This window comes from Yoonia sp. BS5-3 (assembly GCF_038069655.2).
In the GTDB taxonomy this organism is placed as follows: Bacteria; Pseudomonadota; Alphaproteobacteria; order Rhodobacterales; family Rhodobacteraceae; genus Yoonia; species Yoonia phaeophyticola.
Window position 1 is genome coordinate 1,621,130 of sequence record NZ_CP150951.2, and the last position, 15,489, is coordinate 1,636,618.

The following is a 15,489-nucleotide window of genomic DNA, read 5'->3' on the forward strand; positions in this document are numbered from 1 at the left end:
ATTCTGTTCATGCTGACAGTCTTGGGGCTGGTCGGGGCCGGGTTTTATCTGGGATTTGACCAGATCACGGCGATTTATAAATCCAACCCCTATCTGAACGGTGTGATCCTTGCGGTTTTCGTTTTGGGGGTGCTGTCCTGTATCAATCAGGTTTTCCTGCTGATCAAATCGGTGCGCTGGATCGAACGCTTTGCCCGGGATGCGGGCGGGCATTCATATAGCGCGGCACCGTCATTGCTGGCACCATTGGCAACACTGCTAAGGTCGCGGGGCGCGCGCACGCAGGTGTCTTCGACTTCGGGTCGGTCTATCCTGGATTCGGTTGCGCAGCGGATTGATGAAGATCGCGAAATCACGCGTTACATCGGCAATGTGCTGATTTTCCTTGGTCTTTTGGGTACGTTTTATGGGTTGGCGACCACGGTGCCTGCCCTTGTTGAAACGATCCGGTCGTTGAATACGGGCGAAGGGGAATCGGGGGCGGACATTTTTGCACGCTTGCAATCGGGGCTGGAATCCCAGCTTGGTGGGATGGGCACGGCCTTTTCCAGCTCGCTTTTGGGGCTTGCCGGTTCGCTGATTGTGGGCCTGCTTGAACTATTTGCGGGGCATGGCCAGAACCGGTTCTACCGCGAATTGGAAGAATGGCTTTCCACGATCACCCGGGTTGGGCTGGACGGCGAAGAAAGCGGCAGTGCTGATATGGGCGTTGTCGGCGCGTTTGTTGATCAGCTGGGCGAGCTGATGGACACCATACAGATGATGATGGGCCAAACGGATGCGGATCGCGAAGAAAACGACCGCCGATTTGCCAGCCTTGCCGCAGCTGTCGAGCAGATGACACAAAACGGCGGCGGTGATAGTCAAAGCGCTGAGCTGCTCAAACGGGTGGCCGAAGGGCAAGATATGCTTATCCAGAAGCTTGATGAGAGCGGCATGGAAGGCATTGACGCCGAAAGCCGCATGCGTCTGCGGTCAATCGATGTCCAATTGCTGCGCATTCTTGAAGAAATGTCCGCAGGCCGTCAGGAAAGCATTGGTGATTTGCGGGGCGATCTGGCCGCTTTGGCCGATGCCGTTAAGGGCAGAGGCTGATCCATGGCGCTGAGCCGCAGGTCTTCCAACAGGTTCCAGAATGCCATTTGGCCGGGCTTTGTCGATGCGATGACCGGTCTTTTGTTGGTTCTGATGTTCGTGCTGACCATCTTTATGGTTATCCAGTTTGTGTTGCGCGAAACCATCACCGGGCAGGAAAGCGAGCTAAACGCGCTGACCGATGAGGTGGCAAGCCTTGCCGCGACACTGGGCATTGAGCGTGATCGCAGCGCCAGTCTGGCGTCCAACCTTGAGGCCGCAAATGAAGAGGCTGAGCGTCAATCCGGGCGCATTGCAGCGTTGATTGCCGAACGCGAGGTGCAGGATCAGGCCCTGTCCGATGCGCAAAGTCAGATCACGGAATTTGAAGCGCAGGTTGCAGGATTGCTGACCGAACGCGACGATGCGTTGGCCAGTGTGGCCGATCTGGAAGCCGCGCAGGATGATCTGCTGACCGAGCAAGAGGCGCTGAACCTCGCGCTCGCCCAGGCCCGGACCGAGATTGACGCCGGGGTTGAGGCCGCCCGTTTGGCCGCTGCGCGCCGTACAGCGCTTGAGGCATTGGTCGCCGATCTGGAAACTGAAAACGCCGAAAATGCCGCCCGTTTGACCGAGCTGGAAACCAACCAGCTGACTGATGCAGCCGCCGCCGAAGCCTTGCGTGAACGGCTGGCGAATGCAGATACTGAACTGACCGCGATGACGCTGAACCTTGAGCAGCAGCGCCGAGAGGCCGAAGAGACTTTGACGCTATTGGCTGCTGCCCGGACAGCGCAGGCTGAGCTGGATCAATTGCGCGCGTCACTTGCAGGTCAGAATGATGATCTGGCCGCGCAACTGGCACAGGCCCGCGCCGAGGTTGCGCGCCTGCAAGGCGATCAAAGCAATCAGGATAGTGAAGCTGCCCGTCAAGCAAATCTGTTGGCGCTTGCAAACGAAGAATTGGCCGCAGAGCAGGCGTTGTCGGCTGAAAGCCAGCGTCAGGTGGCTTTGCTGAACGAGCAGATCACCGAATTGCGGACCCAGGTTGGCAATTTGCAGTCCCTTCTGAACCTCGCCGAAGAATCCGATCGCGAAGCGCAGGTGCAAATCGAAACGCTTGGGGCGCAGCTGAATACGGCGCTGGCCCGCGTTGTGTCAGAGGAACGGCAGCGCCGCGCTTTGGAAGAGGCCGAACGGATCAGACTTGAGGAAGAGGCGGCCCGTTTGGCCGCAGAGGCCGAGGATTTGGCGCGTTTCCGGTCAGATTTCTTTGGTCAGCTGCGGCAGGTCCTGGAGGGGCAGGACCGGGTGCGGATCGAGGGCGACCGCTTTATCTTTGCCTCTGAGGTGCTGTTCCAGCCGGGCAGCGCGACCTTGTCACCTCTAGGTGAGGCCGAAATCGCCAGTATTGCCGATCTGCTGCAGGGCATCGCAACCGATATTCCCGCTGGCATCGATTGGATCATCCGCGTTGACGGACATACCGACAATATTCCGGTAAATCGCAATGGCCGTTTTGCCGATAACTGGGAACTGAGCCAGGCGCGGGCCCTGTCTGTTGTGCGCTTTATGTCTGAGGACTTGGGCTTTGATCAAACCCGATTGGCGGCCAATGGGTTCGGGGAATTCCAGCCGATTAACCCCGACAATACGCCCGAAGCGCGTGCGCAAAACCGCCGGATTGAGCTGAAGCTGACCGAGCGTTAGAAAAAACCCGCCCTCATGATGAGGACGGGTTTTGTTTTTTGCGTGGCTTAAAGCGTTTCGACTTAAATTTGGATCACCATTCGCTGCCTTTCGCCTGCGGCTCAAACGCGATTGGCGATGCCTCCAGCTAAAGTCGAAACGCTATAGGGATCAGTCCGCGGTCAAAAGCGGTGGCTTATCCCCTTTATCGGTCAGACGGCCCTGGGCGGGGGCTTCGTATTTCAACTCAAGCTCGCCCTTCTTCACGCCCACTTTGACGATCCCGCCTTTCACCAGCTTGCCGAATAGCAGTTCTTCTGCCAGCGGTTTCTTGATGTGTTCCTGGATGACGCGTCCAAGCGGCCGCGCGCCCATCTTCTCATCATAACCCCGTTCGGCCAGCCAATCCGCAGCTGCGGATGTCAGTTCGATATGCACGTTGCGGTCGATCAGCTGTGCTTCAAGTTGCAGAACGAATTTTTCGACAACTTGCATGATCACCGGTTTCGGCAGTGCGCCGAAGCTGATCACAGCATCCAGACGATTGCGGAATTCAGGTGTGAATGTCCGTTCTATCGCGGCTGTATCTTCGCCCTCGCGGCTGTCACGACCAAAGCCCAATGCGTTCTTGGACATTTCGGCGGCGCCTGCATTCGAAGTCATGATGATGATCACATTCCGGAAATCGGTGGTCCGGCCATTATGGTCGGTCAGTTTCCCGTGATCCATGACCTGCAGCAGGATGTTGTAGACATCCGGATGCGCCTTTTCCATTTCGTCCAGCAACAACACGCAATGCGGGTTCTGATCGACACCATCTGTCAGCATGCCGCCCTGATCAAAGCCGACATAGCCCGGAGGCGCACCGATCAGACGCGAGACGGCGTGCTTTTCCATGTATTCGGACATGTCGAAGCGAAGCAGTTCAACGCCCAGCGTGCTGGCCAGTTGCTTGGCGACTTCGGTTTTCCCGACGCCGGTCGGCCCCGCAAACAGGTAGTTGCCGATGGGCTTTTCAGGCTCGCGCAGACCGGCGCGCGCCAGCTTGATTGCAGACGACAGCGCCTCGATCGCCTTGTCTTGGCCGAACACCACGCGTTTGAGCGTCTTTTCGAGGTCTTTGAGAACCTCGGCATCGTCTTTTGAGACATTCTTAGGCGGAATGCGCGCGATTTTTGCAACCACGTTTTCAATTTCTTTCGCGCCAATCGTCTTGCGCCGTTTGCTTTCCGCAACCAGATGCTGGGCCGCCCCTGCCTCATCAATGACGTCGATGGCTTTGTCTGGCAGCTTCCGATCGTTGATGTAACGCGCGGACAGCTCAACAGCCGTTTTGATCGCATCAGCCGTATATTTGATGCTGTGATGCTCTTCAAAATATGGCTTCAAGCCTTGCAGGATTTTGATCGCGTCCGGCACCGAAGGTTCAGTGACGTCGATTTTCTGGAAACGACGGCTGAGCGCGCGGTCTTTTTCAAAATGCTGACGGAACTCTTTATAGGTTGTTGAACCCATGCAGCGCAGTTTCCCGCCTTGCAGCGCGGGCTTTAGCAAGTTGGACGCATCCATTGCCCCGCCTGATGTTGCGCCAGCCCCGATCACTGTGTGAATTTCATCGATAAACAGCACGGCGTCTGGATGCCCTTCCATTTCGGTCATCACAGCTTTCAGCCGTTCTTCAAAATCGCCGCGATAGCGTGTGCCGGCCAGCAAAGCGCCCATATCAAGCGAATAAATCGTTGCCTTTGAAAGCACGTCGGGTGTTTCGCCATTCACGATTTTAAACGCCAACCCCTCAGCAATCGCTGTTTTGCCCACGCCAGGATCACCCACCAAAAGCGGGTTGTTCTTGCGGCGGCGGCACAGCACCTGAATGCAGCGTTCAACCTCATGTGCGCGACCGATCAGCGGATCAACGTCGCCTTTGGTGGCCTTTTCATTCAGGTCGACGCAGTATTTTGCCAGCGCGCTTTCTTTTTCTTCGCCATCAGTACCAACTGAGACGGTTTCGCCTTCGTCAGGCGAACCTGTCACAGGGCGCTGTTCGCCAAAGGCAGGATCTTTTGCGACACCATGGGCGATGAAATTCACCGCGTCATAGCGGGTCATTTCCTGTTCCTGCAGGAAATAGGCTGCGTTGCTTTCACGTTCCGCAAAGATGGCGACAAGCACGTTTGCGCCGGTTACTTCACTGCGGCCAGAGGATTGGACATGGATCGCAGCGCGTTGGATGACACGTTGGAATGCGGCGGTTGGCACGGCTTCGGACCCTTCGACATCGGTGATCAATGTCGACAGATCATCCTCAATGAATTCGTCCAAATCCTTGCGCAAATCGTCGAGATTCACCGAACAGGCCCGCAAGACACGTGCTGCATCGGGTTCGTCAATCAGCGAAAGCAGCAAATGTTCCAGCGTTGCCAGCTCATGCTTTCGTTCGTTTGCTAGTGCAAGCGCCCCGTGAATGGATTGCTCGAGTGTTGTCGAAAATGATGGCACGCCGCGTGCTCCTTCATATCGGGGGTCGGCAAGTTTCAATCACCCGCCAACCGTGGCCTCTTATCCTTAAGGTTTGGTTTTCTCACGCAACCTTCAAGGACTTTTTTCCGTTTCCGCATCACAAATCGTCTGATGCGCCGGTTTTGATGTGCTTTTCACCATGATCACACAATATCGTGGTCAAAATTTGTCTTTTAGCGCACGCACCTTTGCGAAAACGTCCACATCGGACGCATCTTGCATACCCATGACAGCTTTGAAGTCCGGGACATCAGCACGCAAAAATGGGTTTGTGCGCTTCTCTTCTTGCAAAGAGGAGGGAACTGTTGGCTGGCCAGCGGCACGTGCTGTTTCAATTCCCTTGATACGCAAGATAAGGTCAGGATTTGCCCCGTCAAGGGATGCGGCAAAGCGCGCATTTGCCGCCGTATATTCGTGCCCCGAACAAATCATCGTGTTTTCCGGTAACGCACGCAGTTTACACAAGCTGGCCCACATCTGGGCCGGGGTCCCTTCGAATAACCGTCCACATCCCATGGCCATTAGGCTATCGGCCGTAAACGCGTATCCGGCGCCCGGCATATGGAAGGCGATATGCCCGATCGTGTGCCCGGAGACATCGATCACATCGGTAGAGAGGCCGCAAACTGTCAGTTGATCGCCTTCGCGGACCTCAAGATCAAGCGGCGGCAGCCGATGGGCATCCGCTTTTGCCCCGATAACCCGCGCCCCGGGTCGTAGCGCCGCGACCCCGTCGATATGATCGGGGTGGTGGTGCGTGATCAGAATGTCAGATAGCGCCCAGCCACGGTCTGAAAGTACCTTTGCAATCGGCGCGGCCTCAGGCGCATCGATAAGTGCTGTTTCGTCCGTATCCGGATTATGCAGCAGATATGCATAGTTGTCTGACAAGCAGGGGATGGTGACCAATTCGACAGGGGGCGTGTTGACCATGGCATTGTCACTTTCTGTTGCTATGATTGCCCCAACAGCTTGGCGAAAAGGTCCGGAAAGCTCAATGCATCTTGATGTGCTTGATCTGCGAAATTTCTACTATCGCAGCGCGCTTGGGCGGGCCGCGCAAAAGGTGATCCGGGATGAGCTGACAACGCTCTGGCCCGAGGCAAAAGGCCAGATGGTCGTGGGCTTTGGCTTTGCCGCGCCGCTACTGCGTCCGTTTCTGGGTGATGCGCGGCGTGTGATCAGCCTGATGCCTGGTCCGCAGGGGGTGATGCCCTGGCCGCCCGAGGGCAAAAACGTCAGCGTCTTATGCGAAGACACCCTATGGCCGATTGAAACAGGGCATGTGGATAAGCTGGTCGTGCTGCATGGGCTTGAGACGACCGAGCAACCCTCGGCCCTGCTGGATGAGGCATGGCGGGTGCTTGGCCCCGGCGGGCGGGCTGTGTTTGTTGTGCCCAATCGGGCAGGGCTTTGGTCGCGCTCGGACGCAACGCCGTTTGGATATGGGCGGCCCTATTCACTTAGTCAGCTTGAGGCGCAGTTGCGCAAGCACCAGTTCGTGACGGAACGGACAATGTCGACGCTTTATCAGCCGCCGTCGGGGCGGCGCATTTGGCGTAAATCAGCCGGTTTTCTTGAGCGTGTGGGGCACAACATTCCAATGGTTGCGGCGGGTGGTGTCTTGATCATTGAAGTGAGTAAGCAAATGGCCGCACCAACGCGTCCGGGGCTTGGCGAAGCGGTCAAAAGGCCGCTTCGCGCGCTGGAAGGTATAGGTCAGGCCGCGCCGAAACCTGAGACGGCGCGGACAAGTTCAAGGCGTCCGGTTTCGTCGTGACACCATCCCCAATAACGGTTCATTAGGGAAGCCAATCCCTAGTTGTCCACCAGCAGCAATACCCAGCGCGAATCTGTACCAGATCCCGCCTTCGCGATCCCAAACAAATCCATGTTAGTAAAGGTTAGCTTATCAGCATTGTCGCCATCGCCTTGGCTGCCATTTGTTTCCCATTCGGTCAGGACGGTGTCGGTGTCGTAGTCGCCTTTTGCGATGTATTGCCCGATCTCGTTCCAATCCATACCGAGCGTTTGCGCGAGAGTATCGCCCATATCAAATGCTGTCGGATCATCGCCCAAGAATATGCTTAGATGGTCGTTGGTGTACATATCATTAGCATGAATTTGCGCAGCACGGCCAACGGTTGCATCATAAAATACATCGTTCGCCCCATTTTGCATACGGAGCGCATTTAGCCCTGCGCCAAATTCGGAATTCATAGTCGTGCTTGGTGTTGTGGGGGTCAGATCTTCCCCGTCATCACCACTTCCCATACAAGCAGACAGTGCCAAAATACTCAAAATTGCGATAGGTGTTTTCATACGTTTTCTCCAAGCCCCGAGAACAATGGCTAGTGGGACAAAGACCGGAGCGAAATCAAAAAAATCGATATACCGCAGTAAAAGCGATTATCCGCCGACCTCATCGGTCTTTGCATGTGGTGAGGGTTTTCAAGTGGTTGGGGCTTGTCGCGACTGGAAATGCAGCTATCCATCTGGGCATGGCAAAAACAGATCGGACATGACGATGCGTAGGTGGTTCAGCGGTGTTGCCATAATGGTGTTTCTCGGTTTTTTTGCTGAACCTGGTTCGGCGCAACAAGAAAATCCGCTGCCGACAATTGAAACACTGATGACTTGGCAAAGGCAGGCTGAGGACGCGCTGGTCAATGATGATCCAGAACGCACGATTGTTTTGACGGACCAGATATTGGCTGCACGGCCAAATAGTTTTGCGGCATTGTTCCTCCAGGCTCTCGCACTTTCTGATCTTGAACGATACCGGCAGTCTGCGCGTGTTGCGGGTGAGGCTTACAAGGTTGGTAGCGATGAACAGGGGTTATTGCAGTCAGCCCGACTTGCAGGGAATGCGCATTTCAGGGCCGCGCAGTATGCACGCGCCGAAATTTGGCTGCGCCGGGCCACAAACCACCTGCAATCAGAACAGGACGCGGAGCAGGTTGTGCGGCTGTTTCAGCGCGCCCGTGAGGCAAACCCGCTGAGCATGAGCTATAATTTCACTCTTTCGCCAACTGACAATGTGAATGGTGGTTCCGATAATGATGAATTGTGCTTTGAAAACCTTGACGGCACCTGTGCCGCAACGTTGATCCTATCGGAGAATGATATTGCACTTCCGGGCGCCTCATACTCTGGGCTGGCAAGACTATCTTATCGGTTGTCGGAGACCGATACGCAGATCACAACATTGCGGGCGCTTGTATTTGGCCGGTCTGTCATTCTGTCCCGAGAGGCCAAAGATACTCTGGCCTCATCGCCGGTAGAAATTGTCCAAGATCTTAAAGCCAGTGATTTTTCCTCATTCCTGACAGAGTTCGCCTTAGAGCAGCGACAGGCGCAGCTGAGTCCCCTCGGCCCAACCCAATTTTCCATACATCTCGGCGAATTTTGGCAAGCTGGCGTGCCCGTCGTGCGGTATCGGGATTTCAAGGTGGGCCAACTGATCCCGATCGGCACAGATGATCTGCTTTCATTTACGGCTGTTTCGCGGCTTCAGGACGGAGTCGTGCCAGGTATTTTGGCGGCTGAAATCAACGATTTCAGTGTGAGCTACAGTAAATCGTTTTCGAATGATGACTTGTTGCAATGGACTGTGTTTCACCGAGACAACATTGCGGGGCCAGAGACGTCTTTTCTCGAATACAGCACCAGTGTTGATTATGCTTTTGGAAATCTTTTCCTGGATGCGCAATGGTCAGCGAGCGCAGAGCTTGGCATCCGGACATTTGATGAATTCACCACGACATTTGATGGCCGAAGGGACGTCTTCGGTTCAGTGAATGTGTCGGCGCTGCTGCGGGAGTATTCCTATTTTGGATTTTCACCCAGCATATCCTTGAGCGCAGCCAAGACAGATTCGGACGTGGATTTCGTCGATAGCACCACGATACAGCTAAGCTTTGGCATTGGCTCAAACCTGTGATTGGGCTTGTCCGAAGGGGCCAGGACCGCCTATGCACCCCGGATGAGTGAACCATTTGAAATATTCATGGTTGCCACCCCTGGGCTGGAAAGCGCCTTGCTTGAAGAGGCGCACCAGAACGGCTTTGTGGGCGCCAAGCTGACCCAAGCTGGCGTTATCTTTTCGGGGACATGGCCGGATGTCTGGCGCGCGAATTTGCAGATGCGCGGCGCGACCCGTGTCCTGGCCCGGATAGGCAGTTTTATGGCCTTTCATCTGGCCCAGTTGGATAAACGCGCCCGTAAATTCCCTTGGGCCACGTTGTTGCGTACCGATATCCCCTTGCGCGTTGATGTCAGTACCTCGCGCAAATCCAAAATTTATCATGCGGGCGCGGCCACGCAGCGGATTGAAAATGCGCTAAAGGCCAATGGCTATCAGATTGCGCCGGACGCGCCTGTCTCGCTCAAGGTTCGTATTGATGACAACCGGGTGACGATCAGCCTTGATAGCTCTGGCGAGAGTCTGCACAAACGCGGCCATAAAGAGGCCGTTGGCAAGGCTCCGATCCGGGAAACCCTTGCCGCGTTGATGTTGCGCGCATGCGGCTATGATGGAACAGAACCTGTGCTGGACCCGATGTGCGGCTCGGGCACGTTTTTGATTGAAGCTGCCGAATGGGCAGCGGGCCTGCACCCTGGGCGTAGCCGTACCTTTGCATTTCAGCATTTCGCCAATTTTGACGCGGCGCAATGGGACGCGCTTTGTACGCAATCCGCACCTGTTGTCCCGCCTCAGTCTTTTTTCGGAAGTGACCGTGATCCGGGCGCGGTCCGTATGAGTACCGATAATGCGAGCCGCGCTGGTGTGGCCGATTTCATCCGCTTCGAAAATCTCTCGGCTGCAGATATCAACCGGCCCGTCGGTCCCCCCGGTTTGGTGATGTGTAATCCCCCCTATGGCGCCCGGATTGGCAATCAAAAGATGCTGTTTGGGCTTTACGCGACGCTGGGCAAAACCATGCAAGAGCGCTTTCAAGGCTGGCGCGTGGGTCTTGTGACCAGCGATCCGGGGTTGGCCAAGGCGACAGGCCTGCCGTTCAAACCCAAGGGGCCGCCCATCCCGCATGGTGGGTTGAAGGTCTGGCTGTTTCAGACGGACCTACTTTAGGGTCAGGACCCATTCATCTTACACCGTCAGTTTACCAGATTTTTTCTCTGACAAGAAGCATCGGCGCAGGAATAGTGGTTCTATTTCAAGCAGATGTGCCGCAGGTCAGAGAGAAAATCCGGCAAACCCGCAGGGCGACGATTTCACTTCATCTCAGCGGCCTGCGCCGCTTGACCGTAGATCAACTATGGCCGCACGCCGCAAACCACTGATATTTCGTGAAATCGCCGCTGACGGTGCAAGATGAATGGGTCCTGACCCTAGCCTTTCCATGACACGCACCGGTGCCAAAGCGGTTGCCCGACTGCGACTTGCGCAGAGCGCCGATTGGCGTGTCGATGCAACATGCCGTCATTTCGTTAACGCCAAATTGGATTTTGCACCGCAGTAGTGTTAACCTTTTGCAATTGATCTATGCATTTTGATTCCTATTACGATGAGTGGTGTGTCCATGGTTGGTCTTTTACGACGCTTTTTGCAGTCTTTTGCGGGGCATGTGGTGGCGGTGGCGCTAAGCGCGGCACCCCTTGCGGCCTCACCTTTGATCGCTGTTGGCGATGAATTGCAGGTCGATTTTTTGGATGATGACGCGGACCCTTATGTTCTTGAGGTTGGCGATGATGGGGCTGTTCAGCTTCCTTATGTTGGGGCGGTTGCTGTTGCTGGTTCTGACATTGACGCCGCGCGGCAGTTGATCGCCGAAACATATGTCACGCGTGAGATATTCCTTTCCCCGCAGCTTGAGCTGTCATTTGTTGCGATGCGCCCGCTATCGGTGCTTGGCGATGTGCAAGAGCCTGGGTTTTATGATTTTCGGGCCTTCGTGACGGTTGAGCAAGCGGTTGGGCTGGCTGGCGGGATCGTCCGCAATGGCCAAAGTGAAGAAGGGCGCGCGATGCAGCGCGCAACGTTGTTCGGTGAACTTGCCCGGATTGAGGGTGAGATGATGCGTGAAGCGGTCGCAACCGCCCGCCTGAATACGCAACTGGCAGACGGGCAAGCGATTGATCGCAGCGCAGTTGCGCTTGGGGCTTTAGATGCCCCAGATATGCGTTTGGTTGACACGTTGGTCGATCAGGACAATGCGATTATTGCGGCCGAACTGGCCTATTTCCAATCCGAAAATGATCTGCTGGTGCGCGCTGTTTCGGATGCACGGATGCAAATAGACCTGACCGAAGAACAAATCGCCGCGCAAGAGGTCCAGATCACGTCATATGATGAAGAGCTTGACAATAACGCGGATCTTGTTGAACGCGGATTGGTTCCGGCACCTGTGCGCGCCCAACTGCTGCGTCAGGTGGCCGATGAAAAGACTGATCTGCTGCGGCTGCGCACTAATGTCGCCGCGGCCAGGTTGCAGCTGATTTCCCTTGAGCGTCAGCAGCTTGAGCTGGATTATCAGCGGCGGCAAACGTGGCGATTGGCATTGGCGGATGCGGCGGTGCGCACGGCGCAATTGCGCGGGGCGCGCGATGCGGTACTGGATCGGATTGATGTGCTTGATAACTGGTCTGTCCGCACAAATGCCGAGGACGCGCAGATGATATCGTACTTGATCCGTCGGCGTGGCACTGGGGGGGCGGTCCAAACCGTCTCTGCCCTGGCAACCGACGCCCTTTCACCCGGGGATGTTTTGATTGTGCGTCTTGAACAGGCTGAAACACCGCTTGCACAGGTGCATCCATGACCTTTCACACGGCAACAGGACCGGCAGGCAACCAGCGCAGCCTTGATGGGGACAGTGATGGTATTGAACTGCGCAATCTGTTGGGCGCTTTGCGGCGCAACAAGTGGCTCATCCTGGCCTGCATTCTGATTGCAGGATTTATCGCAGCAGCCAGTCTAAAGACGGTGCGCCCGAGTTATTATTCCTATGTCGAAGTCCTGCTGAACACGCGCCAGGAACGCGTCGTCGGGATTGAACAGGTCGTGTCCGACCTGAACGTAACCAATTCTGTCGTCGCAGGTGAAATCGCGGTTCTTCGGTCAAATGTGCTGTTGGGGGAGGTGGTCGATAAGCTCGACCTGGTTAATCACCCCGATTTTAATCCTTATGAAACAGCGCAGCCCGGGCTGGTGACCCGCGCATCTGATTTTGTCACGCTGCAACTGTCGCGTATTGGTATTGGCGTCGAACCGCCCGAGCCGCTGCCCGAAACCGATATCGCACAAGGTCTAAGCCCGGAAGATGCCCGTACGCTGGTGATCTGGCAGGTGCGGCGCAACCTGGTTGTCGTGCAAAGCGGGATTTCTTACGTCATTTCGATTTCAATGCGGGCCCATGATCCGGACATTGCTGCAAAGATCGCCAATGCCGTGGCCGAGCAATATATCGATGATCAGTTGAATACCAAACTGGCTGCGACCCAAAGGGCGATTGATTGGCTCGACCGCCGTTTGGTTGAACTTGAGACGCAGCTGCATGCTGCCGAAGACGATGTGGTCGAATTTCAAGCACGGCAGGTGCTGGAAGAAGGCGGCGACCGAAATAGTGTGAATGAGCAGCTCGCGGCGATGAACCGTGCGATTGTCACGGGGCGCAATGAACGGGCCGCCGCTGAAGTGCGGCTGCAAAATGTACGCCGTCTTATGGCCGAAGACGGCCTGATCGCTGCGGCTGCTGCCTTGCAGACACCGCGCCTGACCAGTCTTGATGCTGAGATGGCCGAACTGGAACGCGGCCGCGCGCAACTGGCTACCCGCCTGGGTCCCCAGCACCCCGATATGCTTGCCTTGGATCTGGCGCTGCAGGATCTGGCCCGGGACCGTGTTGTTGCGATCCGCGCTGGGGTGGATGCGCTGGAAGCCGGGCTGGAACAGGCGCGTGGCCGTGAACAGGCAATCCAAGAAGACATTGAAAATGCCCAACTGCGGCTGATCGATCTTTCGCGTGCCTCGGTCCGGCTTAGCCAGTTGGAACGGTCGGCCAATGCGATGCGGCAGGTGTATGAAAGCTTTCTGTCCCGCTTTCAGGAAACGACGCAGCAGCTTGAATTTCAACGCCCCGATGCGCGTGTCATCACCGAGGCCGTGCCTGCCCTGTCACCCGCACGGCCGCGCACCAAACTGATACTGGCGGTTTCGCTGTTTCTGGGGGCAATCCTGGGTGTTGCTTTGGTGGTGATCCGCGAAGCCGTCAGTCAAAGCGTGTTGACCGCGCCGGAACTGACCCGTGCGACCCGGATGCCAGTGCTCAGCACTTTACCCCGCACGCGCAAGATCGGCAGGCGCGGGGCTGCTTGGCAATTGGCCCAATTGGGTGGGACCGGCGTGTCCGGCTATGGTGAGGGGCTGCGGCTTTTGCGTTTTGGTTTGCTGCGGGCGCTTGATGGGCCGGGGCCGCATGTGGTGATGCTGACATCTGCCGAACGCGGTGCAGGATGTTCCACCACGGTGCTGGGGCTTGGCCGCGTACTGTCCGCGCTGGGCCAGCGGGTTGCCATCGTCGACGCTGATTTTCGCAATCCATCGCAGCACAAGCTTTTGAATATCAGACCAACCAACACGGGCGTGGCGGGTTACCTTTACGGGGCCGCCAGTTTGGAAGAGATCATGTTGGAGAATGTCGAACCGCAACTATCCTTGGTGCCTGCTCGGCAGCAAAAGGGCAGCGCGGCGGATATGCTCTCGGCCCCGAAATTCAGAACCTTGATGGCCGAACTCAGTGGGCTTTACGATATCGTTCTGATCGACGCCCCGCCGACGCTGGGGCAGGCGGATACGACGATTTTGGCCAGTGCGACGGATGCTGTTGTTGTCGTGGCCCGCAGCGCGGCATCGCGCCGGACGGATGTTGTTTCAGCGATTGCGGCGCTGGAAAGCGCCGGCGGCACCGTTATCGGCACCGTTCTGTCCCATACGATGGGTAAGGCCACATCATCCTCAACTGCGCCGCGCGCTGAACGCCCGGTTGAGATTGAGGCCTGACCTGATGGAGCATCTTCGCCAAACAGACCCAAGCGATCTGGCCGCACAAACGGTATTGCCACCGCCAAAACGGGTGGCTTTGGTTCACTACTGGTTGGTGGGTATGCGCGGCGGTGAACGTGTGCTGGAAGAAATGCTGCGTCTTTATCCCGATGCAGATATTTTCACACATGTTGTCGATCCCGATCAGATCAGCCCGCTTTTGGCCAGTCGTCCGATTACCCAGACATCGATCGCGAAGCTGCCGGGGGCCAAACGGCATTATCAAAAATACTTATCGTTGATGCCGCGCGCGTTGGAAGAGCTGGATTTAAGCGCCTATGATCTGGTCTTGTCCTCTGAGTCGGGCCCGGCAAAGGGCGTTGTGGCATCGCCGGACGCCACGCATTTGTGCTATTGCCATTCGCCCATGCGTTATATCTGGGACCATTATCCAGCTTACCGCGCGGGGTTGGGTCCGCTGAAACGCTATTACTTTTCGCGTTTGGCCCACCGGCTGCGGACCTGGGATGTTACGTCAGCGGCGCGGGTCGATCATTTTGTCGCCAATTCCCGTTTTATCGCCGGACGCATTCACCGCGCCTGGGGGCGCGACGCAAGCGTGGTGCACCCGCCTGTTGATCTTGAAAAATACCGTCTCGCACCGGAACGGCCGCGTGATTACTATCTGTTTGTGTCACAATTGGTGGCCTATAAGCGGGCAGATATTGCGATGGAGGCATTTCGCGGTCTGGATTTGCCGCTGAAAGTCGTCGGGCAGGGGGCAGAGTTCGCGGCGCTATCGCGCAGCGCGCCATCCAATGTTGAGATGCTGGGCCGCGTTGATGATGCAGCGCTTGCTGATCTGTATCGCGGGGCGCGCGCCCTTGTTTTCCCCGCAGAAGAGGATTTCGGCATCGTCCCGGTTGAGGCAATGGCCTGCGGCACGCCTGTCATCGCATATGGCCGTGGCGGTGCATTGGATTCGATCAAGGACGGCGTGACGGGGCGCTTTTTTGCAGAACAATCCGTAGATGCGCTGCGCGAGGCCGTCTTGGCATTTGACGCAGAACGGGATGCGTTTGATCCGCAGTTGATTGCCAAACACGCGCATGGCTTTGGGGCGGCGCGGTTCCGCAAGGAGCTCTCTGCTGTGATTGATGCGGTGCGCGCGCGTCAGCTCACCCGCCAAAGCGCGATGTGAC

At 56.6% G+C, this 15,489-nt stretch carries 11 protein-coding genes; 8 read left to right on the top strand and 3 right to left on the bottom strand.

All coding sequences use genetic code 11. The features are described from left to right. The first annotated feature begins 9 nt into the window (after window positions 1-9). Together AABB29_RS08250 and AABB29_RS08255 are read left to right on the top strand one after the other, a co-directional pair. A complete protein-coding gene (locus tag AABB29_RS08250; protein ID WP_341369113.1) occupies window positions 10-1,095 on the top strand; it encodes a biopolymer transporter ExbB in 1,086 nt (361 codons plus the stop codon). A gap of 3 nt (window positions 1,096-1,098) precedes the next feature. Next, a complete protein-coding gene (locus AABB29_RS08255) occupies window positions 1,099-2,784 on the top strand; it encodes a peptidoglycan -binding protein (protein ID WP_341367389.1) in 1,686 nt (561 codons plus the stop codon). Between the two features lie 150 nt (window positions 2,785-2,934). Here the strand turns inward: AABB29_RS08255 and clpA are convergent, their stop codons facing one another. Both clpA and gloB read right to left on the bottom strand, forming a co-directional pair. Next, window positions 2,935-5,262, bottom strand: coding sequence for an ATP-dependent Clp protease ATP-binding subunit ClpA (clpA, locus tag AABB29_RS08260; protein ID WP_341367388.1), 2,328 nt, complete (start codon window positions 5,260-5,262; stop codon window positions 2,935-2,937). Between the two features lie 180 nt (window positions 5,263-5,442). After that, window positions 5,443-6,216, bottom strand: coding sequence for a hydroxyacylglutathione hydrolase (gloB, locus tag AABB29_RS08265; protein WP_341367387.1), 774 nt, complete (start codon window positions 6,214-6,216; stop codon window positions 5,443-5,445). A gap of 64 nt (window positions 6,217-6,280) precedes the next feature. Here gloB and AABB29_RS08270 point away from each other — a divergent pair, with 64 nt between their 5' ends. Continuing rightward, a complete protein-coding gene (locus tag AABB29_RS08270; RefSeq protein ID WP_341367386.1) occupies window positions 6,281-7,063 on the top strand; it encodes a methyltransferase domain-containing protein in 783 nt (260 codons plus the stop codon). A gap of 38 nt (window positions 7,064-7,101) precedes the next feature. Here AABB29_RS08270 and AABB29_RS08275 read toward each other — a convergent pair whose 3' ends face one another. Beyond that, a complete protein-coding gene (locus tag AABB29_RS08275) occupies window positions 7,102-7,503 on the bottom strand; it encodes a CAP domain-containing protein (protein ID WP_341367385.1) in 402 nt (133 codons plus the stop codon). 4 nt (window positions 7,504-7,507) lie between these two features. On the opposite strand from AABB29_RS08275, the gene AABB29_RS08280 reads away from it, so the two are divergent. The 5 genes from AABB29_RS08280 to AABB29_RS08300 all read left to right on the top strand — a co-directional run bounded on the left by AABB29_RS08280 (window position 7,508) and on the right by AABB29_RS08300 (window position 15,488). Continuing rightward, window positions 7,508-9,226, top strand: a complete 1,719-nt coding sequence (locus AABB29_RS08280; RefSeq protein WP_341367384.1) for a hypothetical protein — start codon at window positions 7,508-7,510, stop codon at window positions 9,224-9,226. A gap of 42 nt (window positions 9,227-9,268) precedes the next feature. Beyond that, entirely contained in the window at window positions 9,269-10,375 is a 1,107-nt protein-coding gene (locus AABB29_RS08285) for a class I SAM-dependent RNA methyltransferase (RefSeq protein ID WP_341367383.1), read from the top strand. A gap of 451 nt (window positions 10,376-10,826) precedes the next feature. After that, window positions 10,827-12,065: a polysaccharide biosynthesis/export family protein gene (locus tag AABB29_RS08290; protein ID WP_373636870.1), complete on the top strand. Its 1,239-nt coding sequence runs from the start codon at window positions 10,827-10,829 to the stop codon at window positions 12,063-12,065. Further along, the gene (locus AABB29_RS08295; RefSeq protein ID WP_341367381.1) at window positions 12,062-14,305 is read left to right on the top strand and encodes a polysaccharide biosynthesis tyrosine autokinase; all 2,244 of its coding nucleotides are present in this window, start codon (window positions 12,062-12,064) and stop codon (window positions 14,303-14,305) included. The genes AABB29_RS08290 and AABB29_RS08295 overlap by 4 nt, the downstream gene beginning before the upstream one ends. Before the next feature lie 4 nt (window positions 14,306-14,309). Next, window positions 14,310-15,488 carry a glycosyltransferase gene (locus AABB29_RS08300; RefSeq protein ID WP_341367380.1) on the top strand — a complete coding sequence of 393 codons (1,179 nt, stop codon included), beginning with the start codon at window positions 14,310-14,312 and terminating at the stop codon, window positions 15,486-15,488. Window position 15,489: the final 1 nt, after the last annotated feature.